This is a genomic window from Pseudolactococcus plantarum (genome assembly GCF_002441715.1).
GTDB lineage: Bacteria > Bacillota > Bacilli > Lactobacillales > Streptococcaceae > Pseudolactococcus > Pseudolactococcus plantarum.
On sequence record NZ_JXJX01000002.1, the window covers coordinates 84,698 to 110,363 of the forward strand.

The 25,666-nt window shown below is 38.4% G+C and carries 25 protein-coding genes; 1 reads left to right on the forward strand and 24 read right to left on the reverse strand.

The window, feature by feature from the left end:
- Nucleotides 1-33: 33 nt before the first annotated feature.
- The 20 genes from sufB to RU87_RS01570 all read right to left on the reverse strand — a co-directional run bounded on the left by sufB (nt 34) and on the right by RU87_RS01570 (nt 20,831).
- Entirely contained in the window at nt 34-1,452 is a 1,419-nt protein-coding gene (gene sufB, locus RU87_RS01475) for a Fe-S cluster assembly protein SufB (RefSeq protein ID WP_068162811.1), read from the reverse strand.
- A gap of 47 nt (nt 1,453-1,499) precedes the next feature.
- Nucleotides 1,500-2,798, reverse strand: a complete 1,299-nt coding sequence (gene tgt, locus RU87_RS01480) for a tRNA guanosine(34) transglycosylase Tgt (protein ID WP_068162837.1) — start codon at nt 2,796-2,798, stop codon at nt 1,500-1,502.
- 1 nt (nt 2,799) lies between these two features.
- On the reverse strand, nt 2,800-3,273 hold the full coding sequence (gene sufU / locus RU87_RS01485) for a Fe-S cluster assembly sulfur transfer protein SufU (protein ID WP_068162807.1): 474 nt from the start codon (nt 3,271-3,273) through the stop codon (nt 2,800-2,802).
- The gene (locus RU87_RS01490; protein WP_096835792.1) at nt 3,260-4,492 is read right to left on the reverse strand and encodes a cysteine desulfurase; all 1,233 of its coding nucleotides are present in this window, start codon (nt 4,490-4,492) and stop codon (nt 3,260-3,262) included. The genes sufU and RU87_RS01490 overlap by 14 nt, the downstream gene beginning before the upstream one ends.
- A gap of 158 nt (nt 4,493-4,650) precedes the next feature.
- A complete protein-coding gene (gene sufD, locus RU87_RS01495; RefSeq protein ID WP_068162802.1) occupies nt 4,651-5,913 on the reverse strand; it encodes a Fe-S cluster assembly protein SufD in 1,263 nt (420 codons plus the stop codon).
- Nucleotides 5,914-5,927: 14 nt separating this feature from the next.
- A complete protein-coding gene (gene sufC / locus RU87_RS01500) occupies nt 5,928-6,698 on the reverse strand; it encodes a Fe-S cluster assembly ATPase SufC (RefSeq protein ID WP_068162800.1) in 771 nt (256 codons plus the stop codon).
- Nucleotides 6,699-6,781: 83 nt separating this feature from the next.
- The gene (locus RU87_RS01505) at nt 6,782-7,954 is read right to left on the reverse strand and encodes an MraY family glycosyltransferase (RefSeq protein ID WP_068162797.1); all 1,173 of its coding nucleotides are present in this window, start codon (nt 7,952-7,954) and stop codon (nt 6,782-6,784) included.
- Between the two features lie 226 nt (nt 7,955-8,180).
- Nucleotides 8,181-8,846: an adaptor protein MecA gene (locus tag RU87_RS01510; RefSeq protein WP_082782170.1), complete on the reverse strand. Its 666-nt coding sequence runs from the start codon at nt 8,844-8,846 to the stop codon at nt 8,181-8,183.
- Nucleotides 8,847-9,012: 166 nt separating this feature from the next.
- Nucleotides 9,013-9,750, reverse strand: a complete 738-nt coding sequence (locus tag RU87_RS01515) for an amino acid ABC transporter ATP-binding protein (RefSeq protein WP_068162793.1) — start codon at nt 9,748-9,750, stop codon at nt 9,013-9,015.
- The gene (locus tag RU87_RS01520; protein WP_068162790.1) at nt 9,747-10,433 is read right to left on the reverse strand and encodes an amino acid ABC transporter permease; all 687 of its coding nucleotides are present in this window, start codon (nt 10,431-10,433) and stop codon (nt 9,747-9,749) included. Before RU87_RS01520 ends, RU87_RS01515 begins: the two co-directional genes overlap by 4 nt.
- A 139-nt stretch (nt 10,434-10,572) precedes the next feature.
- Nucleotides 10,573-11,703 carry an ABC transporter ATP-binding protein gene (locus tag RU87_RS01525; protein WP_068162788.1) on the reverse strand — a complete coding sequence of 377 codons (1,131 nt, stop codon included), beginning with the start codon at nt 11,701-11,703 and terminating at the stop codon, nt 10,573-10,575.
- Between the two features lie 192 nt (nt 11,704-11,895).
- Nucleotides 11,896-13,236 (reverse strand): DEAD/DEAH box helicase, encoded by a 1,341-nt coding sequence (locus RU87_RS01530; RefSeq protein WP_068162785.1) that lies wholly within the window; start codon nt 13,234-13,236, stop codon nt 11,896-11,898.
- Between the two features lie 150 nt (nt 13,237-13,386).
- Nucleotides 13,387-13,977 carry a 3-isopropylmalate dehydratase small subunit gene (leuD, locus tag RU87_RS01535; protein WP_068162782.1) on the reverse strand — a complete coding sequence of 197 codons (591 nt, stop codon included), beginning with the start codon at nt 13,975-13,977 and terminating at the stop codon, nt 13,387-13,389.
- Nucleotides 13,977-15,350, reverse strand: coding sequence for a 3-isopropylmalate dehydratase large subunit (gene leuC / locus RU87_RS01540; RefSeq protein ID WP_068162778.1), 1,374 nt, complete (start codon nt 15,348-15,350; stop codon nt 13,977-13,979). The genes leuD and leuC overlap by 1 nt, the downstream gene beginning before the upstream one ends.
- 13 nt (nt 15,351-15,363) lie before the next feature.
- On the reverse strand, nt 15,364-15,636 hold the full coding sequence (locus RU87_RS01545; protein ID WP_068162775.1) for a DUF1294 domain-containing protein: 273 nt from the start codon (nt 15,634-15,636) through the stop codon (nt 15,364-15,366).
- Nucleotides 15,627-16,670 (reverse strand): 3-isopropylmalate dehydrogenase, encoded by a 1,044-nt coding sequence (gene leuB, locus RU87_RS01550; RefSeq protein ID WP_068162772.1) that lies wholly within the window; start codon nt 16,668-16,670, stop codon nt 15,627-15,629. The genes RU87_RS01545 and leuB overlap by 10 nt, the downstream gene beginning before the upstream one ends.
- Nucleotides 16,671-16,685: 15 nt before the next feature.
- Nucleotides 16,686-18,251 (reverse strand): 2-isopropylmalate synthase, encoded by a 1,566-nt coding sequence (locus tag RU87_RS01555; RefSeq protein WP_068162769.1) that lies wholly within the window; start codon nt 18,249-18,251, stop codon nt 16,686-16,688.
- Nucleotides 18,252-18,716: 465 nt separating this feature from the next.
- A complete protein-coding gene (locus RU87_RS01560) occupies nt 18,717-19,535 on the reverse strand; it encodes an amino acid ABC transporter substrate-binding protein (protein ID WP_068162764.1) in 819 nt (272 codons plus the stop codon).
- Between the two features lie 12 nt (nt 19,536-19,547).
- On the reverse strand, nt 19,548-20,186 hold the full coding sequence (locus RU87_RS01565; RefSeq protein ID WP_068162761.1) for an amino acid ABC transporter ATP-binding protein: 639 nt from the start codon (nt 20,184-20,186) through the stop codon (nt 19,548-19,550).
- Between the two features lie 9 nt (nt 20,187-20,195).
- On the reverse strand, nt 20,196-20,831 hold the full coding sequence (locus RU87_RS01570; RefSeq protein ID WP_068162758.1) for an amino acid ABC transporter permease: 636 nt from the start codon (nt 20,829-20,831) through the stop codon (nt 20,196-20,198).
- Nucleotides 20,832-21,005: 174 nt separating this feature from the next.
- On the opposite strand from RU87_RS01570, the gene RU87_RS01575 reads away from it, so the two are divergent.
- Nucleotides 21,006-21,572 carry an FKBP-type peptidyl-prolyl cis-trans isomerase gene (locus RU87_RS01575; RefSeq protein WP_068162754.1) on the forward strand — a complete coding sequence of 189 codons (567 nt, stop codon included), beginning with the start codon at nt 21,006-21,008 and terminating at the stop codon, nt 21,570-21,572.
- 65 nt (nt 21,573-21,637) lie between these two features.
- Here the strand turns inward: RU87_RS01575 and mgtE are convergent, their stop codons facing one another.
- From mgtE to yjbM, 4 genes are all read right to left on the reverse strand, one after another.
- Nucleotides 21,638-22,999, reverse strand: coding sequence for a magnesium transporter (gene mgtE, locus RU87_RS01580; RefSeq protein WP_068162751.1), 1,362 nt, complete (start codon nt 22,997-22,999; stop codon nt 21,638-21,640).
- 160 nt (nt 23,000-23,159) lie between these two features.
- Nucleotides 23,160-24,086: an RluA family pseudouridine synthase gene (locus tag RU87_RS01585; protein WP_068162748.1), complete on the reverse strand. Its 927-nt coding sequence runs from the start codon at nt 24,084-24,086 to the stop codon at nt 23,160-23,162.
- Nucleotides 24,083-24,901 carry an NAD kinase gene (locus RU87_RS01590; protein ID WP_068162834.1) on the reverse strand — a complete coding sequence of 273 codons (819 nt, stop codon included), beginning with the start codon at nt 24,899-24,901 and terminating at the stop codon, nt 24,083-24,085. The genes RU87_RS01585 and RU87_RS01590 overlap by 4 nt, the downstream gene beginning before the upstream one ends.
- Nucleotides 24,882-25,559, reverse strand: a complete 678-nt coding sequence (yjbM, locus tag RU87_RS01595; RefSeq protein ID WP_068162746.1) for a GTP diphosphokinase — start codon at nt 25,557-25,559, stop codon at nt 24,882-24,884. Before yjbM ends, RU87_RS01590 begins: the two co-directional genes overlap by 20 nt.
- Nucleotides 25,560-25,666 lie beyond the last annotated feature (107 nt).

Below are 25,666 nucleotides of genomic sequence, written 5' to 3' on the forward strand. Positions count from 1 at the left end.
TCAAACCGAATGTTTAGATAGCTTTTATATTTTTTACCCAACAGAGCCTTCCATTTCGTAAGAGATGAGTCGGTTAAGTTCAACTGCGTACTCCATAGGGAGTTCTTTTGTAAAGGGTTCTACAAATCCCATAACGATCATCTCAGTTGCTTCTGATTCACTAAGACCACGACTCATGAGGTAGTAAAGTTGTTCCTCAGAAATCTTAGAGACTTTGGCTTCATGTTCAAGGGCAACTTGTGAGTTGTGAATTTCGTTAAATGGAATAGTATCAGATTTAGACTGATCATCCATGATAATCGTATCACACTCGATATGGCTGACTGATTTTTTACTAGCTGGGTTAAAGGTTACTTGTCCACGATAGTTGACCTCACCACCACCTTTAGCAATCGATTTTGAAACGATCGAGCTAGACGTATTTGGTGCATTATGTATCATTTTTGCACCTGTATCTTGAATTTGTGAGCGGTTGGCAAAGGCGATAGACAGCATCGTCCCACGTGCACCAGGCCCATCAAGATAAACAGCAGGGTACTTCATGGTAATGGCAGCACCCAAGTTACCGTCGATCCACTCAACAGTCGCATTAGATAGGGCACGCGCACGCTTAGTTACCAAGTTATACACGTTATCAGACCAGTTTTGGATAGTTGAGTAACGGACATAAGCACCATCAAGTGCAAAGATCTCAACAACAGCCGCATGGAGTGAGTTACTGTTATAAGTCGGTGCTGTACAGCCTTCTACATAATGCACACTTGCGCCTTCATCTACAACGATCAATGTCCGCTCAAACTGTCCAGTATTTTCATTGTTAATCCGGAAATAAGTTTGCAATGGAATATCGACTTTGATGCCTTTAGGCACATAGATAAAAGTACCACCAGACCAAACAGCCGAGTTAAGTGCTGCGAGTTTGTTATCAGTTGGTGGGACAAGTTTCGCAAAATATTTTTTAAAGATTTCAGGATATTCTTTTAACGCTGAGTCTGTATCTGTAAAGACGATCCCTAATTTTGTGAACTCGTCTTTCATGTTATGATAAACAACTTCTGACTCGTACTGTGCTGAAGCACCGGCAAGATAAGCACGCTCAGCTTCTGGAATCCCGATACGCTCGAACGTTTCTTTAATTTTTTCTGGTACGTCATCCCATGAACGCGCTGGTTTATCTGAAGCTTTTTGGAAATAAATAATATCATCAAAGTTAACTTCTGACAAGTCAGGTCCCCACTTAGGTAGTGGTAATTTATGGTAAGCTGCTAAAGCTTTTAAGCGAAACTCAAGCATCCACTCAGGTTCTGCTTTAGCTTCTGAGATATCTCTAACAACCTGCTCAGTTAAGCCACGACCGGTCGAGTAAATCGGCGTTACATCATCATGAAAACCAAACTGGTAATCGCCTAAATCCACTTCTTCAATATTAGGTTTAATTATATCTTCTGCCATCTGTTTTATTACCTTTCATTTTTTTACAATTACGGTTCAACCCGTTCTCATTGCCAGTCTTTAGGACTGGTATAGAGGAAATCTTGTGCTCTTTCTTGTCCATAATATCTGATAAGAAAGTCACGTTTATAAGCCCAGAAAGCAGCATCTGATTCGTTTAGTTTCTGACGGATTTCTTCCACCGTCCGGATCACAAAACGTTCATTATGAATACTAGCAAGCACCATACCCGTTACTTCATTTGCCTTAAATAGATGGCGCATATAAGCTTTGGTATGATTGAGACAAGTATAGCAATCACAGTCTTGATCGATCGGCGTAAAATCATCTTCAAATTTTTTGTTTTTGATATTAATTCGCCCATCATAGGTGAAAATCGCACCGTTTCTGCCTTGTCTCGTTGGTGCGACACAGTCAAAGGTATCACAGCCAAACTCGACTCCCAAGAAGAGGTCTGCTGGTTGTGCACCCATGCCTAACAAGTGACGTGGTTTACCTTCAGGTAGTGTCTCATTTATCCAAGTCAAGACATCTGGTAACTCTTCAGGTTGGAAGGTCCCACCGATCCCAAAACCATCAAACTGCTCACCCGTTTCAAGAGTCAAACCACCTAAGAAACCAGCACTCTCATAGCGAAAGTCTTCTTCTCTAGCACCCTGTACAACACCGAACAAAGCTTGTTGGTGCTCTCCTTTTTCAGCATGTAGGCGATTGAGTTCAACGTGACGTTTTAAAGACCGCTCAGCCCAGGCATGTGTCGTATCGAGCGCTGATTTGATTTGCTCACGACCAGAAAGTGGAGACGTCAACTCGTCAAATGCCATGTGGATATCTGCAGCGATTTTATGCTGCAACTCCATAGAATATTCTGGTGTCATGAAAATCTTATCACCGTTAAGATGACTCTTAAACCAAACACCTTCTTTATTAACTTTAGTGAGTTGATCTGAACTCATCACAGCATTATCAGATGACCCTTTTGTCGTATGACTCGTTGCATCTAACCCTTTTTTATAAGCCATGCCAAGTGAGAAAACTTGGAAACCACCTGAATCGGTATACATGGGTTTATGATAGTTCATAAATTTATGAATACCACCTGCTTTAGCTAATAAATCAGCACCAGGACGCAACATGAGATGATAAGTGTTTGATAAAATCGACTGAGCACCAAGCTCGTCAATTTCAGCATTTGTTAATGTTTTCATCGTTGCCGCAGTCGCTGCACCAATATAGGCTGGTGTTTGGATGTCACCGTGTGGTGTCGAAATCACACCAGTTCTAGCTAAAGTATCAGGTAACTTGCGTTTTATATCAAATGTTAATGGGGGTGTATGTTGTGTCATCTTAACTTTCACAGTGTCCTTGCAAGTTGGCAACTTGTGCGCTACCACTTGCATTTTCTAAAGCTTTTTTCAAAGCATTCCATGCTAAGGTTGAGCATTTGATGCGTTGTGGAAATTTTGCAACACCTGCAAGCAGGGCGCCATCTCCTAATTGTTTTTGACGATCATCTGTTTTGCCTTGCACCATATCTGAAAAAATATCAGCTAATTCAAGACTCTCAACCGCTGATTTACCGATGACAGCATCTGTCATCATTGAAGCTGAGGCTGTCGAAATACTACAACCTGAGCCACTAAATGCGATATCTTTGATCGTGTTTCCTTCTAGTTTTAAAGTCAACTGAATGACATCTCCACAAGTTGGATTATTTAAATCTACCGTTTCTCCACCTGCCACTTGCCCATGATGGTGGGGGTGACTTGAGTGGTCAAGAATGACTTGACGATAGAGATTATCTAATTTAGACAGTGCCATGTTTAAAAAACTCCTTTGTTAATGTTATCGCTTCGACTAACTTATCACAATCAGCAAACGTATTATAAATATAAAAACTTGCGCGTGCTGTCGCTGATACGTCTAAATAATTAATCAAAGGTTGTGCACAGTGATGCCCTGCCCGAACAGCAACCCCTTCCATATCGAGTGCTGTCGCCACATCATGTGGGTGTAAGCCATCAATATTAAAAGAGATGACACCACCACGACGGTGGTTATCCTTTGGTCCATAAATCGTTAAGCCATCGATTTCTCTTAGCTTAGGCATGACATAGTCAATCAACTCTTGTTCGTGTTGATGAATGTTAGCCATACCCAGTTCAGTTAGATAATCAACTGCTGCACCAAGACCAATCGCATCAGCAATATTTGGTGTACCTGCCTCAAATTTCCAAGGCAACTCTGTCCAAGTCGCTGTTTGTTCGTAAACAAAATCAATCATTTCACCGCCGAACTCGATCGGATCCATCTGATTCAGTAACGCTTCTTTACCATATAAGACACCGATACCAGTCGGTCCAGCCATCTTATGACCAGAAAGCGTAAAGAAATCACAGTCTAGGTCTTGAACATCTATTGCCATATGAGGAGCAGACTGCGCACCATCAACGACCATAAGGGCACCATGATCATGCGCAAGCTTAGCTATCTCTTTGACAGGGTTAATCACACCTAACACATTAGAGACATGTGTGATACTCACAAACTTGGTTTGATCAGTCATCTTGTCTACTAAATCGGCCATATCAAGTTCGCCATCTTTTAAATAGGCAAACTTAAGTACAGCTCCCGTTTTAGCGGCTGCTTGCTGCCAAGGGATAATATTTGCATGATGTTCCATGATTGAGATGACAATCTCATCACCTGGTTGTAAGAGTTGTTCAGCAAATTTTGCGACCCAGTTTAACCCCGTCGTCGTACCTCGTGTGAACAAGACCTCTTTACGAGAGTTAGCATTGATAAAGTCTTTAAGTTTATCACGGCTCGCTTCATACTCAGCTGTCGCACGTTCTGCTAGTGTATGAACACCACGATGGACATTTGCATTATCCTGTTCATAGTAATGGCGCAACACATCTAAAACCTGTTTAGGTTTTTGAGTTGTTGCTGCATTATCCAGATAGACTAGAGGCTCATCATTGACGATTTGGTCTAGGATTTGAAAATCACGCCGAATTTTTTCTATTGCTATACTCATTATGTCTCGTTTCTCTATTTAACCTATGGGACTAGCCCATCATTGTGTTTATTTGACAGTCAGCTAATGCGACTATCCATTAACAACCTTATATCTGATCAACTAAACAGTTAATGACGCAACAATAGGACCTAATTAAACATGACACCTATTAAACATTAACGCTTGTCTAGCTTACTTTCGATTACAGCAATCATTTCTTGGCGCACTTCTTTAACCGGAATTTCACCGATAACAGTGCCAAGAAATCCTCGAATGACAAGGCGTTCAGCTGTATCTTGATCTATGCCTCGACTCATCAAGTAATACATATCCTCAGGATCAACTTGACCGATAGAGGCAGCATGTCCTGCTGTCACATCATTTTCATCGATTAACAAGATTGGATTGGCATCTGAACGTGCTTTATCAGACAACATCAATACGCGAGATTCTTGTTGTGCATCGGCACCTTTAGCCCCACGAATAATGTGACCAATCCCGTTAAATGTCAACGTACCAGCCTCTAAAATAACACCATGTTGTAAGATATGTCCGATTGAGTGCGGTGCATAGTTAGTCACACGCGTATCTATTCCTTGCACCTGTTTTCCAGATGAAATCGCAACTGCTTTTAACTCAGCATGGCTACCTTCGCCAACTAAGTCACTATCGAAATCAGCGATGACATTACCTTCATTCATCACACCTAAATTCCAGTCAATCGTTGCATTTTTTTCCAAACGACCACGACGGCTCATAAAGGTTGTGATATTTGCACCTAATCTATCGATTGCAGAGAATTTAACCTGTGCACCTTCTAGAGCAATCACTTCAACTGCAATATTTGCTGTTGTTTTCTCACTATCCTCACCAAGACTTTCAAAACGTTCTAAGTAAGACACTTTCGAATGTTTTCCAGCAATGATCAACACGTGTTTGTTAAACTCAACAGCTTCATCAGAATTTTGGTAGAAGAGTCCTTCGATCGGCACATCAATCTCTACATTATCTGGTATATATAAAACTGCTGCAGAATTAAAGTAAGCATGGTGATAAGCTGTTAATTGATCTTCGTCAAAAGCCAAAGCTGTACCAAAATACTGTTCAATCACTTCAGGAATAACTTCCAAAGCAGAATAGAAATCAGTAAAGACAACGCCATTATTTACTAAATCTGGTGATAGTTGTTCAAATACAGTACTTGTCCCAACTTGGATTAATTTTGGATTATCTCCTAAGTTTGTAAAATCAACGACGTTTGCTGTTTCAACAGAGTCACTGATTGTTTGATTACCAAACTTCCAACGTGCAATTTTCACACGTTCGATAGATGGTAATGGTAATTCACTAATTTTATCAAACGCTTTTTTCCGACGCGCTTGTAACCACTCTGGTTCCGCATGCGCTTGTGAAAAAGCGATAATCGTTTCTTTCGTCATATTGATATACCCTCTTAAGCTTCTTCTTTGTACTCGATATTAAGCTCTTTAGCTATACCATGGTAACCTTCTAACTCAAGGCGCGCAGCAAGTTCAGGTCCGCCTGTCATGACAACACGACCTTCCATCATAACATGGACAACATCAGGCGTGATGTAGTTTAGTAGGCGTTGGTAGTGAGTAATAATCAACGCACCGAATTTTTCTCCACGAATCGCATTAATCCCTCTTGAAACAACTTTAAGTGCATCAATATCAAGACCTGAATCAATTTCATCTAAGATACCGAATTTTGGTTCAAGCATCAAAAGTTGTAAGATTTCATTACGTTTTTTCTCACCACCTGAGAAGCCTTCATTTAGGTAACGTTCAGCCATATCTTCATGCATGTTAAGTAAGGCCATTTTTTCATCAAGTTTTTTCAAGAAGTCCATGACACCAATTTTGTCGTCATCTTCACGACCTGCATTCATAGCAGCTCGCATAAATTCTGCATTTGTAATACCTGGGATTTCGCTAGGATATTGCATCGCCAAGAAAAGACCCAAACGTGCACGTTCGTCTACATCCAACTCTAAAATATTTTCACCATCAAGTAAGATTTCACCTTGCGTAACTTCAAAATTTGGGTTACCCATAATCGCAGCAGAAAGTGTTGACTTACCTGTACCATTTGGCCCCATAATTGCATGTATTTCATTTGTATTTATAATTAAATTTACACCTTTGAGAATTTCTTTCTCCTCAACACGAACGTGTAAATCTTTGATTTCTAATGTAGACATAGTATCCTCCAAGTATTCTTAATTTGACTAGTCCCATTTTAACAAAAAAAAAGACAAAATAGAATCATTTTGTCTATAAAGCTTTACATCTTGCCCTTTTTTTTGACCTCTTGACGATAGTCGCTATTGCCGACAAATTTGATAATGTGTAACAGAGGCGTTCGATCTTTTCCTAACACGCCGACAAGTTCAATCATCACCTCTAGTCCTATCAGACTAAAGATTAACAAGAAAATGCCGCCCCAACGAGATGAGACATTTAAAATCAAGGCGATAAATGAGAAGATACCAGCTATACCGTAGATGACGAGTACTGCTGCGTGTGGTGTCAACCCTAGACTTAAGAGTCTGTGATGGAGATGCATCCGGTCTGCTACCGCAATACTTCCTCCGTTTAGTTTACGTCTGATCATGGCAACCACAGTATCTGTTAATGGCACACCAAGGATTAACATCGGTGTTACGATTGCAACGGCTGTCGCATTTTTTAAACCTTGTAGGGATAATACTGAGATCATAAACCCTAAAAATAAAGCCCCCGTATCACCAAGATAGATAATAGCTGGTGGAAAGTTATAAGGAAAGAAGCCACCAATAGCGAAAACTAAAACAAAAATAGTAACCGGAAGATAGATATCTGACGTCCCTAAAAAGAAATAACTGACTATCCCCATCGTTGTTAAACTTATAATAGATACACCACTAGCTAAACCGTCTAACCCATCTATCAAATTCAAGGCATTGGTAATGGCAAGTATCCAAAATATGGTCGCAAAAAATGACAACCAGGTCGGAAATATCAAAAGCGGACCACCAAACGGGATCTTGAAATTATCAAATCTACTCGTTGAGAAAAACCAAATGACACAAGCCCCAAGTGTCTGACCTAATAACTTGCTCTTAGCTCCGATTTCTAATATATCATCTATCAACCCTGTTATTGCGACGATACCACCACCTAAGATAATTGGCCAAATGTAGTTCAAATACGTGGCATTCACACGGTTATGATTGGCTAAGCCAACAAATCTAGGCAAAACAAATAAGGTAATCACAGAAAATGCAAGAAAAATAGCCACGCCACCTGCTGATGGCATTGGTTTCAGATTAATACGTCTTGCATTTGGATTGTCAACAGCCCCTATCCGTCTTGATACGAAAACCATAATCGGTGTCAAAATCAAGGCGATAATTGCAGTAACCAGTAAAATAATAATATAGTTAACAGTAAACGGAAATTTAGTTAAGTTATGCATATAGTTCATTATAACAAAAAATTAGTTAATTTTGCTTTTTATTCCGAAATCGATGTGCTATTTGCCTAAATTATCTAAAAATTGCCAAAACCAAATTATCTAAACTGCTGTAACTACTCTACCATTTGAGTAATCAGCCATACAGTCAACAAGGTTGTTACTCAAAAAAAGACAACGTATCGACTATCTCGTACTTTGTCTTTTTTATCTTATGATGACGAGCTACTCAAATGCTTTGGAGATTTTCTAAAGCTTCTTCTCTAAAGATCGTCTTAGCGTGTTCTAGTAGTGTTTCTCTTGAAACATCTGACGTTTCGCCATATTCTAACATTCTAGCACGTAGCAGACTAACTGCTTTCACACCTTTTCGTTTTTGATTATCTAAAATCGTGAGGTAAAGATGGTCTTGAAACTCAAAGAGTTCAGATTCTTCAACATCGTCTAAGACAGCTTTACTTAGCTTGATTGCTTCAGACATCGTCTTGACTCTAAGAATGAAGTAGACAAAATCAGCATGGTCGTCCATGACATCAAAGTTAGGTGCTTTTTCTGAGTTATCTAGCATATTTGCCAAATCTCCCATCTGCCCCATCGCTTCGTCCATCATTTCTTGTAACCCTTCAGCACCATCAGGAAACTGCATGTTTTCGATATCAGTTTCTTCGGTTACAAGTAAGTCCACGCCTTTTGGATGAGGGCGTACTTGAAAGGTCATCATACCTGTATTTGAGAATTTATCTTCTATTTCAAGTTCACTTACTAACTCATAAAAAAGTTTCTCTACCATCCCTTGATTGACTAAAAAATCACTCATTTTGATATCGTGATTTTTTAAATCTTCAAATGTAAGGGAAATTTTCATTGTTTTATCGTTTATTTGTTTATATTCCATAGGTTAGCCCCGCATTTCATTTCAACAAGTTTTAAGTAGTTTTACTTACCTTGACTTCTAATTATATCATATTATTACAAAAGCGCTAACTTGAGCGCTTTTACAACTGTCATATGTTAAATTTACCTTTAAAATCGTTGATTGCTTTATGCTAATCTTATCACACTTATAGTACTTTAGCTAAAAATTCTTGGGTTCTAAGTTCTTTCGGGTGATCAAACAGTTCTGTAGGTTCCCCAGATTCAACGATCTTACCATCAGCCATAAAAATCACACGATCTGCAACTTCTTTGGCAAATCCCATCTCATGCGTTACGATGACCATCGTCATCCCATCACGAGCTAGATCTTGCATCACTGATAAGACATCCCCAACCATTTCAGGATCGAGCGCTGATGTTGGTTCATCAAACAACATCACATCAGGACTCATAGCTAAAGCACGCGCGATCGCCACACGTTGTTGCTGTCCACCAGACAAGCTTTGTGGATACGCTTCAGCCTTATCAACCAAGCCAACTTTGGCAAGTAATTCAAGCGCAACTGTTTTAGCAGCTTCTTTTGTTAACTTACCAGTATTAACAGGTGCTAAGGTTAGGTTATCTAGTACCGTTAAATTTGGAAAAAGATTGAACTGTTGAAACACCATGCCCATTTTTTCACGGTGTTTGAACACGTCAGTTGATTTGTCTGCGATATTAGTCCCTTCAAAGTACACCTCTCCTTTTGTGGGGGTTTCTAAGAGATTCATCGTCCGAAGAAAAGTTGATTTACCAGAACCTGATGGTCCGATCATCACGACAACTTCTCCCTTTTTGATTTGGATATCTAGGCCCTTTAGGACCTCATTTTTATCAAACGATTTATATAAATTTCTGATTTCAATCAAATTTGGTGCAGTCATTTTACATATCCTTTCCCAAGTTTTCTCTCAAGTAAATTAACTAAGCGACTGGTAATAAAGGTCACAACAAAGTAATACACTGCAACCAGTAGCCAAGGAGATAAACTTTGATAAGTTGTTGAGCTAGTTGTTTGGGCACCATTATAAAGTTCCATAACACCAATTGTTGCAAGGAGTGAGCTATCTTTGATGATCGTTACGAATTCATTTCCCAAAGCAGGTAAAATATTACGAATCGCCTGTGGTAAGATCACCTTTAACATTGTTTGACGTGGTCTAATGCCTAGAGAATAAGCCGCTTCAGTTTGGCCTTTGGGTACTGCATTAATCCCACTACGCACGATTTCCGCAACATAAGCACCTGAATTCATCGATAACACGATAATCCCTGGGACAAGACGAGATAAATCCTCAGTCAAAATACCAAGTTGGAATTCTGGTAAAGGCATTTTCCCAAGTACTTGAAACCCAATCATGATTTGTACTAACATCGGTGTCCCACGGAAAATTTCGATGTAAGCATTGGCAAGCCAACGTAAGAAACGTATTTTAGATAGTTTTCCCAAAGCAATCGTTGTACCCAAAATGGTACCACATACAACCACAAAAGCTGAAATAATCAGGGTAACGATCAATCCGTCATTAAAGTAAGGCAAAAATTTATCAATAAAACTAAAACTCATATGTCATCTCTTTCTCAAAATAGTTATAAATTATTATATCATAAGACATACTGTTTTGCATATTAATTCATTTATCTGTATATTTTCTTTTTTGTTCAGGGACAAACAAAAAACGCCACTTGACGTTTTTTTATTTTCCTTAACCAATAATACGTTCTTCTGTATTAATATCAAAGAAATGGGCTTTGTTGATGTTGAAGGTTAGGTCTACAACCTCACCTGGCTGACGAAAATCACGTGCATCTACTTTTGAGACAAACTCAGTATCACCAACTTTTGCATATAACATCGTTTCAGCGCCTAACAACTCAGATACCACAACTTCAGCCTTAACGATTTGATTAGGAAATACATCTTGTACAATAGGTTCAGCAGAAATATCTTCTGGTCGGATACCAAACCACAATTTTTGACCCTGATATCCTGCTTTTTTAAGTAATTTTTCTTGTCCTTCTGGGATAATCATCTCAAAACCAGTACCATTACTAATGACATTTCCATTCAGTGTAACCTCAAAGAAATTCATAGCTGGACTACCGATGAAGCCTGCGACAAATTTATTAGCTGGTTCATTATATAGGTCTTTTGGTTCACCAATTTGTTCGATTCGTCCTGTTGTCCCATCTGCACTTTTAGTCGCACTCATGATAACAATACGATCAGCAAGTGTCATCGCTTCAGTTTGATCATGGGTAACATAGATCGTTGTTGCACCAATACGGCGGTGAATCTTTGCAATCTCAGCCCGCATCGTCACACGTAATTTGGCGTCTAAGTTTGATAATGGTTCATCCATCAAGAAAACTTTTGCATCACGAACAATCGCACGCCCCATTGCCACACGTTGCCGTTGTCCACCTGACATATCAGCAGGCTTACGATCTAATAACTCAGTTAAACCAAGAATTTCAGCAGCTTCTTCTACTCTTTTCTTGATATCATCTTTTTTATATTTTCTAAGTTTTAACCCAAATGCCATATTATCAAATACAGTCATATGGGGATAGAGTGCATAGTTTTGAAAGACCATTGCGATATCTCTATCTTTCGGTGCGACATCATTCATGCGAACATCATCAATCGAAAACTCACCACTTGTGATGTCCTCAAGTCCTGCTATCATTCGAAGTGTTGTTGATTTCCCACAGCCAGACGGGCCTACAAAGACGATAAACTCTTTATCTTTGACATCCAAATTGAAATTTTCGACTGCTTTGATTTTAGCATTAGGATAGACTTTATCTACATGTTCTAGTTTTAATGTTGTCATTTTTTCACCTCGTTTTATTTGATACTTTAATTATAAAGAAAACGTTTGCAAAACAAAAGATACAAAAGGCCTATATTTTTTGTACAATCTGCTTATTTACTACATAGCATGAGTTTTCAAAAATGACACTGTAGCTGGTTTATTCTCAAAAAAAAATAGACCACTCTCTAAAGACTAGTCTACTTAATCTGATTAGAAGCTTTGACGTTTAGCTTTACGCTCAGCACGACCTTGTGCACGACCTTCAATCCGTTTTTTCGCTTTCTTTTGTTTATCAATTTCCCAGCCAATTTTCTTCTTATAAGCTGGTTTGATTTGTTTTTTCTTCTTCTTAACAAGACCAATCATGGTAATATCAAGCGCTTCACGCGTTTTTTCTCGTTTATTACGACGATCACGGTCATAAGAATCGACAATTTCATTATTCTTGATCACTTTTGGGGTAAAGCTAATGCCCATTTTTTCAAGTTCATGAATCGCAGCATCATCAGATGGTTGATATAGCGTGATCGCAGTACCCGACATACCATTACGACCTGTTCGACCAACACGATGCACGAAGAACTCTAAATCACGTGGAATGCCGTCATTGATGATATGACTCACACCCTCGATATCGATACCACGCGCAGCTAAATCTGTCGCAACGACAAACTGATAGTCCAGATTCTGAACTGCTTTCATAATACGCTTACGTTCACGTGGTGGGACACCGCCATGAATTTTCGCGACTTTAAAGCCATTATTTGCTAAGAAACGATGTAACTCATCAGCTCTTTCTTTAGTATTGGTAAAGATCATTGCTAGATAAGGATTTAATGTTTGCAAGATTTCTAGAATCGTCCCATTATTGCCACGACCTTTAGTTGAAAATACCCAATTATCAATCGTATCGCTGATGACTGTTTTTGTTGCAATCTTTTCCATAACTGGTTGATTGAGGTACTTCTTAAGAAATGGTTGTAATTTTTGTGGAATCGTTGCTGAAAATACTAGCATCTGTACTTTTTTGTCAAAAGTACCTGCGATTTTGTCTACCTCCGACAAAAATCCCATATCTAGTGTCATATCTGCTTCATCGACTACAAACATACTAGCAGTATAAGTTTTCAAGGCTTGTGCATCGATCAAATCTAAAATTCGACCTGGTGTACCAATCACGATATGAGGTTGGTTACTCGCTAGTTTTTCAATCTGACGTTTCTTATCTGTACCACCAACAAAATTAGAAATACGGATGTTGCCATCAAACTGTGTAAAGACCATGGCAGCTTGATATATCTGAGTCGCAAGCTCTCGTGATGGCGCTGTGATAACTGCTTGGACACCATCTATCGTAGGGTCTATATTCTGAAAAATTGGTAGCAAAAAGGTATGGGTCTTACCAGAGCCAGTTTTGGATTCACCAACAATATCACGCCCATTAAGTGCAATAGGAATCAATTTTTCTTGAACAGGTGTTGCTGTTTTAAAGCGAATTTTTTCTAATGTATCATTTATAAATGGTTTAAAATTAAAATCTGTAAATAGCATATTTTTCTCGTTTTTCTAGTAGTCGTGCTTCTATTATAACATAAAATATTCTTCTAATTTTTCTTTTATCCCCTAAAGGAGCTGCCGATGCCAATTTGCGATACTCAAAAAACACCACCAAGCTCGTTGCTCAGTCGTGTTTGATGATCATTATTGCCAATAAGCAGGCCGTTTGGCCTCATATGCTGTAATTAGCTCTTCAAATTCTAGAGTGATGCCGATGTCATCAAGACCATCCACAAGTTTTCTCTTCCACTCTGCATCAATCTCAAAGGTAAAGTTACCTTTAGATGTCTTGATTGTCTGATTAGGTAAATCAATTTCAATTGTTTCATCTGCAGATAAAGATGCTAATAATTCACGCGTCTCAAGTGGCTGTACGATAGGTAAAATCCCATTTTTTAACTCATTGTTGTAATGAATATCTGAAAATGACCCAGCGATAACAGCATGAAACCCGTAATCTTTAATCGCCCAAGCCGCATGCTCACGAGAAGATCCTGAACCAAAGTTATCCCCAGCAATGAGAATCGTTGCTTGACGATATTCTGGATGGTTGAGGATGAAATCAGGATTTTCAGTTTCGCCATCGCTCAGATAACGCCATTCAAAAAACATATTTTTACCAAAACCAGTCTTATCGGTTGATTTCAAAAATTGTTTTGGAATAATTTGGTCTGTATCGATATTATCGTTCATGATTGGTACTGTTGTACCTTTATAAACCGTAAACTTCTCCATTAGGCTACTACCTCCCGTGCATCTACAAACTTACCATTGATTGCTGCGAGTGCTGCCATCACTGGGCTACAAAGATGTGTTCTAGCACCATGACCTTGACGTCCTTCAAAGTTACGATTTGACGTTGACGCACAATGTACACCTTCTGGTACATGGTCAGGATTCATACCAAGACACATCGAACACCCAGGTTCACGCCACTCAAATCCAGCATCTGTAAAGATTTTATCAAGCCCTAGTGCTTCTGCTGCTTCCTTAACAGGACGACTACCTGGTACAACAATCGCTGTTAGCGTGTCTGCAATTTTATGTCCTTTAACAATATCTGCGGCTAATTGTAAATCGCTTAGACGGGCGTTGGTACAAGAGCCTATAAAGACATAACCTAGTTCGATCTCTTCAGGTTTGCCACCTGGCTTAAGATCCATATAATTATAAGCACGCTCATCATTAAAATCTTTAATTTCAGGGAAAGTTTCTGTAAACTCGATACCCATCTCAGGGTTAGTGCCCCATGTGACCATAGGCGCAAGTTTTGAGACATCTATCGTGATCACTTTGTCATATACTGCATCCTCATCAGAAGGTAGTGTTTTCCAGTCTGCGATTGCTGCTGCCATATCTTTTGGTGCAAACTCACGGCCACTCACGTAATCATACGTTTTTTGATCTGGATTCATCAACCCTATTTTTGACCCAAATTCAATTGCCATGTTACAGATGGTCATTCTCTCTTCCATCTCGAGTGCATCAATCGCCTCTCCAGTAAATTCAACTGCATAGCCAACACCAGCATCAACACCATGTTTAGCAATCAACGCTAAGATGAAGTCTTTTGAGTAGACACCTTTAGCTGGTTTACCTATGAATTCAACTTTCATTTGTTTTGGTTTAACTTGCCAAAGTGTTTGTGTCGCAAAAACATGTTCCACCTCACTAGTCCCAATACCAAAGGCAATCGCGCCAAATGCACCATTAGTTGCCGTATGTGAATCACCACAAACAATGACTTTACCTGGTTGGCTATTACCAGTTTCTGGTCCTACCATGTGAACAATACCTTGACGTTTAGAGCCATGAGTGGCAGCATCAATCCCAAATTCTTTGACATTTCTAGCTAGAGTATCAATTTGATTTTTTGAAATCAAATCAGAAATATTAAAAATGTCTACAGTTGGGACGTTATGGTCAGTTGTCCCAAAAGTTAAATCTGGTCGACGTACTTGACGTCCAGCTTCTCGTAAACCTTGGAATGCTTGAGGACTGGTTACCTCATGAATCATGTGAAAATCCACATAAAGGAGTTGCGGTTCAAACTCCTCACCTGTAATGACATGACGAGCCCATAGCTTATCAAAAATTGTTTGTCCCATATTTTGCTTCTTTCTAATTTTTAAACAACAAATAGATAATAATTGCCTCTATTATAACACTAAACCACCAGATTATCTGAAAATAAAGCTTTCGTGTTTTGTGATGATAAATATGCGCTGCAATCACAGCACCGATACCCCCACACAAAGCTGTTGATACTAACAGTGTTTTTTCACTAATTCGCCATTTGCCTTTAATCGCACGTCTTTTGTCTATAGCATATAAACTAAAGGTCACGATATTCCAAGCTACTAGTAAACTAGCCAAAATCAACCTTATACGCATAAATTGTTGATGATTGCTGATGTCATCTCATCCAAACTCGCATTGCCACCCAAATCTTTGGTCAAAACACCATCTAACAAAGTTTTGTTTACTGCATCTTCGATGTACTGAGCACCTGTTGTCTCACCAAAGCTTTCGCGAAGCATCATGGCAACAGATAAAATCATCGAGATAGGATTCGCAATCCCTAAACCAGCGATGTCAGGAGCTGACCCATGGATTGGTTCATAAAGGGATGGACCATTTTGCGCATGAGAAGCTGATGGCATAACCCCTAAAGTACCTGGTAAAACACTTGATTCATCTGATAAAATATCTCCAAAAAGATTTTCAGTCACGATAACATCAAAGTCACTCGGATTTGTGATCATTTTCATCGCTAAACTATCTACAAGTGCATGCTCTAATTGGACATCTGGATAGTCTTTTGCAACTTCTTCAGCTACAATACGCCATAACTTAGAGGTAGCAAGCACATTTTGTTTATCAACAGAAGTTACTTTTTTACCTCTACCACGTGCGATATCAAAAGCAACACGAATAATGCGTTCAATCTCTTCATAACTATAGTCATTCACGTCTCTTGCAAACTGTTTGTTTAGAGAATGTTCCCCAAAATAAATCCCTCCAGTCAGTTCACGAACAACGACAAAGTCTACCCCTTCGATAATTTCTGCCTTGAGTGGTGAAAGATGTTTAAGCGCCTCAAATATTTGCACTGGTCTGATATTAGCAAATAAGCCAAGTTCCTTTCGTAGCTCTAGCAAGCCTTGCTCAGGTCTTACTTCGGCATCATTATACTGAGGACCACCAATAGCAGCCAGTAATATGGCATCTGATGATTTAGCACTTGCCAATGTCTCATCAGGTAGCGGATGACCATCTGCATCGATAGCTGCCCCACCGAAGTTTCTAGCTTTCGTTTCATATTCAAAGTTAATTTTTGGTGCAACTGCCTCTAAAACTTGTAGCCCTGCAGCCATAATTTCTGGTCCAATGCCATCACCAGCTAATGTTACAATCTTTTTAGTCATTTTATATCCTTTTTATTAACCTTCAGGGTTTGCTTTTTCTGAGATTTTTTTTGTAATAATCCCTGCGTTTTCACGTTGTACTAAACTATTTGCATTTGAATAAGCGATCGCACTTGCACGTAACACATCAAAATCTAGACCATTTGCATTAAAAATTGTGCCTGTATCTTCGTTTTCAACCGTTACATGTACCTCTGCCTGTGCATCGATACCTTTTGTAATGGCAGTGATATCATAGCTGTTTAGTCGAACTGATTGTGTGAAGAAGCTATCAATCGCATTAAATGCTGCTTCAACTGCACCACTGCCAGTAGCTATGGTATCAATCACTTCATCACCTGCATTTCTCATCGTGATGGTCACAGTTTGTTTACCATCTTCAGTAGAGGTAATCGCTAAATTATCAAATTGGAAACCAGTTGGATTTTCGATTGTTGTCCCCGCAACTAAAGCACGAATATCTGCATCTGTCACTTCATGTTTTTTATCTGCTAATACTTTAAATTTAGCAAAGAGTGCTTGCAGTGCCTCATTAGTAATATCATCAAAGCCAAGTCCAGAAAGTTTGTCAACAAAGGCATGTCTACCAGATAGTTTTCCTAGCGGTAGTGAGTTTGTTTTCACACCCACAAGTTCAGGTGTGATGATTTCGTAGGTTTCAGGATTTTTCAATACACCATCTTGGTGAATACCAGACTCATGTGCAAAGGCATTTCCACCAATAACAGCTTTATTTTTAGGTACTGAGATACCTGAGAAGCGTGAGACAAGTTCAGACGTCGCAAATGTTTCATTTAACACGATTTCTGAGTTTGCTTGGTAGTAATCTTTTCTGATTTCAAGTGCAACTGCGACCTCTTCTAAGGCAACGTTCCCAGCACGTTCACCGATCCCATTCACTGTACCCTCAACACGACCAGCGCCACCTTTGATAGCAGCAAGTGTATTAGCTGTTGCCATCCCTAAATCATCATGACAGTGAGGACTAAAAATAATCTCACGATCACTAGTGATGTTTTCGATCAAGAATTTAAAGGTCTCATAATATTCAGTTGGTGTTGTAAAGCCCACTGTATCTGGAATATTAATATAACTAGCCCCAGCATCTACAGCTGTTTGGACTGCTTTAAGTAAAAATGATTTTTCAGTACGTGTCGCATCTTCTGGTGAAAATTCGACAATGTCAAATCGCTCTCTTGCATAAGTGACATGCTCTTTAATTGCTGCGATGACCTCATCAGGTGTTTTTTGTAACTTGTATTTCATATGTACTGGACTTGTTGCAATAAACACATGAATCTGAGGTTTTTTAGCATCTTTCAATGCTTCGTAACATGCATCGATATCAGATTTAACTGCTCTTGCAAGACCCGTTACAGCTGTTTTTGTCAAAATTTTGGCAATTTCCTGAACAGCTGTAAATGAATCAGGACTCGCAGCAGGAAAACCTGCTTCAATCGCTGAAATACCCCATTTTTCAAGCTGTTTAGCAATCATTATTTTTTCATTAATTGAAAAATTAACACCTGGTGTCTGTTCCCCATCACGAAGACTCGTGTCTAGAAATTCAATGTTACGCATAATACCTCTCCTTTTTTTGCTACATACAATCCATAATAAATGCGAATACGCTAACTCCCCTACAACATAAACAAGTGTTACTGACTAGTTTAAGTCAGTTTTCAACCTGTGATTTAGTAAGTTTGTTAGATAAAATGATAAAAGAAAAGCGCCTCACCTATTCAGCAAGACACCCTTTTGTCCCGCTTGAAAAATGAACGCCAAACAGGATACGATCTATAAGAAAAAATTTCTTAGAACGTATCCTTCTTCAACAACAATAAGTTTGTGTTTGGCATCTTCATAATTCAACCGTAGAACCTTTCATATTTTATTATAGTTTAACGCTTTAATTAGCGTTTGTCAATCTAAAACACTTAAAATATTACTATTTTTCCGATAATTCTGTCAATATAGCAAACAGGCTAAACTCAAAGTAAAACTTGTATGACATTAACAGCAATCTGACTAACGATAAGGTTATGCTTACTTAGTTGGAAAAACATCTTTAGAGAACCATTTGTCTGATATTTTTTGGAATTCTCCATCATCGTGTAATGTTTTAAACGCTTTATTAATATTATCAACTAACGTTTTATCAGATTTTCTAGCCCCTACAGCAAAGTTTTCTCCAGCATACCCAGTTGTGATAATATTATAATTTGATAACTCACCATTTTTAGTAAGGTAGTAGTTGGCATACACATTATCGATTAATAGCCCATCAATACGACCTGCTTTTAAATCTAATAATGCTGAATTAAAATCATCATATAGCGTTGCATCATTATCTTTCACACGATCTTTTAAAACATCCGTTTGTTTAGTAAACGCATCATAGCCTGATGATCCTTGTTGCGCACCTAGTTTTTTATTTTTCATATCAGAGACTTGTGTGATATTACTCGATTTTTTAGTCACTAGAACTTGTTGGTTTGTCATATATGGCATAGTAAAGGCTACTTTTTTCTCACGCTCTTTTGTAGCAGAATAGCCGTTCCAAATTAAGTCAATCGATTTATTTTTTAATTCAGTTTCTTTCATATCCCAATCGATTGCTTGCATTTTGACTTTAATATCATATTTTGCAAAGACGGCATTGGCTAAATCAATATCAAAACCGACATTTTTACCATTTTCATCCTTGAATCCCATTGGTACAAATGTGTTATCAAATCCAATAACAACTTCTTTTTTGTCTTTAATTGACTGCCAGCCATCTTTAGCTTCTTTTTTACCACATGCTGTCAAACTGATCATCGCTACAAGTAAGGCAACTATACCCATCCATTTTTTAAGTTTCATCGTTTACTTCTCCTAATCTTTTGTTTTGCTATTGACCTTGATAATCGTATCGGCTATCTTTGTTGCAAATGCCATGTCATGTGTCACAACAATTTGCGTAATCCCCAAAGATTTATTTTCTAATATTAGGTTAGCAACTTGATCACGCAAAGCTGGATCTAGTGCTGATGTAGGTTCATCGTAACCAATAATTTTAGGATCAATCATCATGGCGCGTGCTAGAGCAACACGTTGTTTTTGCCCACCAGACAAACTATAAGGGTAGGCATTTTTTTGTTCAATAACTTCTAAATTAGTTAATAATTTTTCAGCTTTTAACACCGCAGCTTCTTTTGACATCCCCATTGTTTTAACAGGTGAGAGAGTCAAATTCTCAAGTACAGTCATATGTGGAAATAGTTGGAAATCCTGAAACACAAACCCCAAAAAGTTGCGCGTAATTAACTCATCTAATCCGATCACCTCATCATCAAAGATAACTTGACCAGAATCGATCGTCTCTAATCCAGCAAGCATCCTAAGAAGTGTCGTTTTTCCACCACCTGAAGGACCCGCTATTGCGACCACTTCACCTGCATTGATGGCTAGATTAAAGTTATCAAAGATAACCTTTGACCCAAATTTTTTATTAATATTTTTTAATTCCAGCATGATTACCTCCTATTTGTAATAATCAAACTGCTGTTCGATTTTCTTGGACAAAATTGTGAGAATCCCGATGAGAATCAGATAAATCATAGCAGCCATCATAATCGGAATTAATGAAACATCTCGGCTCATAGCGATTTTACCCGCTCTTAATAAGTCACCAAGTCCAACCACATAAATAAGAGAAGAATCTTTGACTAACGTGATAATTTCATTAAATACTGAGGGTAAGACAATCTTCATGACCTGAGGGATTTGCACATAGCGCACAGTTTGCCATTTCGTTAATTTGAGTACCTTTGCGGCTTCCAGTTGCCCTTTCGGAATCGCATTAATACCACCACGAAAAATTTCTGCATAGTAAGCTGCATAATTTAAAACAAAAGCAACTAATGCTGCTAAAAATCGTGGTAATGTCAAACCAACCATCGGTAGCGCATAAAAAATGATAATCAGCTGGACCAGTAAAGGTGTCCCACGCATAATCCAAACGTAGATATTAACAAACCATTTCACAATAGGTAGACGCAATAAAAATGCCAATAACATCCCCAAAGGAATCGATAATACAAGGGTCAATACAAAGACTAAAACTGTAAGTTTTAAGCCATCAAATAATTGTGGTAAAATTTCTAAAATATAGGACATCAGTTCTCCAATAGTGTAAATTCTTAACTTGATAAATGTTGCATAATAAATTATAGCATGATTTGGGCTGGTTTTGATACTTTTTTGTCGTTATCTTTATATTCATGCATATTAAAATACACTAAAATACGTTACTATTTTTAAAAAAAGACATTATATGATAAACTAATAGGTATGAATACAAAAAATAAAAAAAATCTATTGATTGTTCTCCTCGTTGCTATTGTCGCTATCTTAGCCTGCATATTAGTCTATGTAGCAAACAAACCCAAAGAGAGCACTCAATCAACAACACAAAGTAACACCCAACAAGCATCAAGTGCAGAACAAAACGCAGATACACAAACGCCAAATAAACCTGATTATCAACTATTTACTAATTTAGCAAAAGCTGAAAAGTTTGATCCAGCTAGTGTGAAGGAGTTGAAAGTTGAAGAACTGAAAGCAGGAACAGGTGATACCGTTTCAGAAGCCGATACAATTTCTGCAAATTATGCTGGTTGGAACGCGTCTGGAACCATTTTTCAATCAACAAAAACGGCTACAGATAGTCAGGCTAAGCCTATCGACTTTCCTTTATCTGGTGTAATTCCTGGTTGGACAAAAGGATTATCTGGTAAAAAAGTTGGCGGGATTTATAAGTTAATGATTCCAGCAAATATGGCTTATGGTGATAAGGCACCATCTAAAGATGTGTCAGGGCCATTAGCTTTTGTTGTTGAAATCGTCGCTAAAAAATAAAAGAAAAAAGAAGATGCGATCATCTTCTTTTTTTATGTTCTGATGTAGTCATAGCCAGTAATAGACTATATAAAACTAATAAAGATTTCTGCTATAGAAAAGTAAATAAACACACTGGTGATATCTGACATGGTAGAGATAAAAGGCCCTGATGCAACAGCTGGATCAAACCCTAGTTTTGACATACCTACAGGAATAAGCGATCCTGCCAAGTTGGCTACTGTAATGGCGCAAAACATCGCCACACCTACAGCAAGCCCCAACATGACGTTACCTTTCCAGATACTTACCACAGTAAAGATCGTTAAACCTGTAACAGCTCCTGTCACCAACCCGGTTGCAATCTCGGCCATAATCAATGAAAAGAAAGATTTATTTTCTTCATCATTTATCGAAATACGGCGGACAGAGACGGCTAGAGACTGTGTCCCTGCATTACCGGCAGTACCTGTAATCAAACTAATAAAAATTGCTAAAACAGAGGCCTGACTCACAAGACCATCAAAGTGATCGATAAGACTCGCTGTCCCCATGCCCAAAAATAACAAAGCAACTAACCAAGGTAAGCGTTTTGCAGCCGATTCAATAGGACTTTGATTCACATTATCCGTATTCACCCCGGCAAGACCTGAATAATCACTTTGAGCTTCATCATCAATAACGTCAATGATATCATCAACCGTTACGATCCCCAACATCAAGTTATCATGACTGATCACTGGCAAAGCAAGTAGATCATAATCCCTAAAGTAACGTGCAACACGCTCTTGAGGTTCATCAACATCAACCTTGATGATGTGTTCATTCACAATATCCGAAATCAAGGTGTCATCATGGGAAATTAAAAGACTACGCAAGGAAATCACACCTAACAGTTGTTTGTTTTGGTCTAAGACATAAACATAGTAAATCGTTTCTGCATCCTCTGCTGTTGCCTTGATGACAGTCATGGCTGACTTTACTGTTTGATTCGCTACGACAGCAACAAACTCTGTCGTCATCAAAGACCCAGCCGTTTCCTCATCATAGTGCATGAGGTTACGAATCTCTGTTACTTTTTCAGGTGCCATCTGTGCAAAAATGGCCCGGCGCTCACGTTTTGTTAAGTTAGTTAAAATATCTGCTGCATTATCGGCAGACATCTCATCAAACATCGTCGAGAGATATTCTGGAGAAATTTCTTTAAGATAAGGACTGATATCTACTTCATCAAAATCAAGATTTTCAAATATTTCTGAGAGTTCTTGAGGTGATAAAAACTTATATAGTTCCAGACGTTCTTCATCAGTAAAATCAAGATAGTACTGAGACTGATCATAGATATGGTGTTCGAGAAATTCATCTCGAAAGGCTTGGATTGCATTTGTATTCAGGTACTCCTGCAACTTTGAAAAAATTTGTTGTGTTGTTAAAATGTTAGTACTCATTTTATCAGGAGCTCCTTAACTTAATTTATAAACTATAATATTGTGCATCAGCGTCAATACTGCACACATGATTAACGTTTTTTTATGATAAACAAATAAGCACATTTTTTCTTTGATACCTTTTCCTTGTCATTATAACGTAATGGCTTCTTGATGTAAACTATAGCCTATCGGTATCTGGGTCTTGCTGTGCTTCCTCTTTTAAAATCTGAGCCATATCCTCAGGTAATGCAGCCGCTAAGTTAATCAGTTCACCTGAAAAAGGGTGTTGAAAACTTAGTGTGTGACAATGCAAGGCTTGACGCTTTATCTTATCTCTAAACCCACCATATAAATCATCGCCTAGTAACGGCGCTGATAGATGCGCAAAATGTACTCTAATCTGATGTGTGCGCCCCGTATGTAGTTGGATATCAACCAAGCTAAACTGTTCATCTGTCTTGATAATCTGATAGGACGTATGCGCATACTTAGCAGTTGGATGATCCGCAGCCACCACAGCTCGTTCTATAATTGAGCCATCCTTACGTCCGATTGGTACCTTAATTTCATGTGATGTCTGTAAGTCATTTGACGTATGCACCAAAGCAAAATAACGTTTTGTAATCTTTTTTTGCTGTAGTAAGTTATCCATTCTGTTATGTGCATAGCCATGCTTAGCAAATAACATCAAGCCAGAGGTATCTTTGTCTAGTCTGGTAACCACATGAACTTTTTGATTTTCATATCTTTGTGCCTTTAAGTAACCAGCTATAAAATTACTCATCGTCTTATCTGGATAGTTTTGCCCCGTCACACTAGCTACCCCGGCAGGCTTATCAACTACTAAAAAATGGTCATCTTCATAGACGATGGAAAGGGGCATCTCTTGTTGCTTTAAAGTGACTGTTGCTTTTTCTTTTGGAATATCGACACTGACCAAATCATTTTGAGATAACTTAAAAATGGCATTTCTCTCAATGCCATTCACAAGTAATCGTCCACCGTCAAACTTAATCTTTGCTAAGAGTTTTTTGGAGATGCCGTGCTGTTTTAGTAGCGTTTTCAAAAGCAAACCATCTTGGCTAGCTGTAAATTCAAATCTCATTCTACTTCACCTATAAATGAATTTTTGACACGATGCCAAAACCCAGTGTGACCGCCATTAACAAAAGCAATCTCTCCACCATCAAGGCTATAGGTCACAGAAGCAATCTTGTCATAATAAAACTCTAGCTGATCTACAGTTAACAAATAATCATTTGCATTTTCTAAAACAAATGTGACCGTATCTTTAGCAGCTATGATCATAGGTGCCCCTAAAGTTCTATAAACCAAATTATTGAGCGAGGCAACCTCTGTCACTTGAAATGCTTTGACACGTGGGTGCATGACAGCCCCTCCGATTGATTTATTATAGGCAGTAGAGCCTGTAGGTGTTGAGACTGCTAGACCATCTCCTCTAAATTTTTCAAATAAAAAATCTGAAATTTCAACATCAGCAACTAATGTTTTTGACGCTCGCTTAATGATTGATTCATTTAAGGCTAGATGTGTTTTTACCTCACCATCGGTAAATTGAATTTTAACTTTTAAGAGAGGGTATCTAAAGGCCTCCTCTGGTGTTTCATGCTTGATTGCCTCTATCAATTTTTCAAGTTCATGTTCTTGGAAATCCGTATAAAACCCGAGATGTCCTGTGTGTAAACCAATGAATCTGACTGTATCTAATTGGGTTTCATAATAGTGAAGCGCAGCAAGCATCGTGCCATCTCCACCAACAGAGATGACAATATCTGGATGTGCTTCGTCAAAAACAAACCCTGCTTCGATACATAATGCTTCTAGTTCTGATGCTATGGTCAGTGTTCTTTGATAATTATTTTTTATAATCCAAACTTTTTTACCAGTTATTTTCTTCATCAAAATCATCTCGATTTTCTACACCATCATCAACTTTACGATGTGGTGGATTAAACAAAAGTTGTGCGTCTTGTATTTCCTCGCGAATTTTACTCATCTCTTCATCCAATGCAAATGCAATTTTTGCTGTCGTGGCTAAACGATTTTTCAATTCATCTGGAAAAGCACCTTGATATTTGTAGTTAAGTGAATGCTCGATTGTTGCCCAAAAATTCATGGCTAGTGTTCGAATCTGTATTTCAGCAAAAATCAATTTTTGCCCTGTTACCATCTCTACAGGATACTCGATCACAACATGATAACTTCTATAACCAGATTCTTTTTGATTGTGGATATAGTCTCGTTCTTGGATAATTCTAAAATCCTCACGTTTGCGTAAGAGTCGTAACACTTCATCTACATCTTCTACAAACTGCACCATCACGCGCACTCCGGCAATATCTTGCATTTCAGCTATATTTTCTGACGTGAACCCACGCAGTCGAGCCTTATTTTTGATTGATTCAGACGGTTTAACACGACCGGTCACAAATTCAATCGGCGAATGTCGATGTTGTTTTTGATATTGTTTTCTTGCACCACGTAACTTAATTTTTAATTCTCCAACAGCTTGGATATAGGGGTCAAGAAAAGATTCCCAGTCAAATTTTTCTGTCATGATTTATCGTTGATAGCACTTATGTTCAATGTTTGTTGATCATTTGCAACTGCTATCTTTCCTCTATAACTATATTACGAATAAAATAAATATTCTCTTTCTCATTT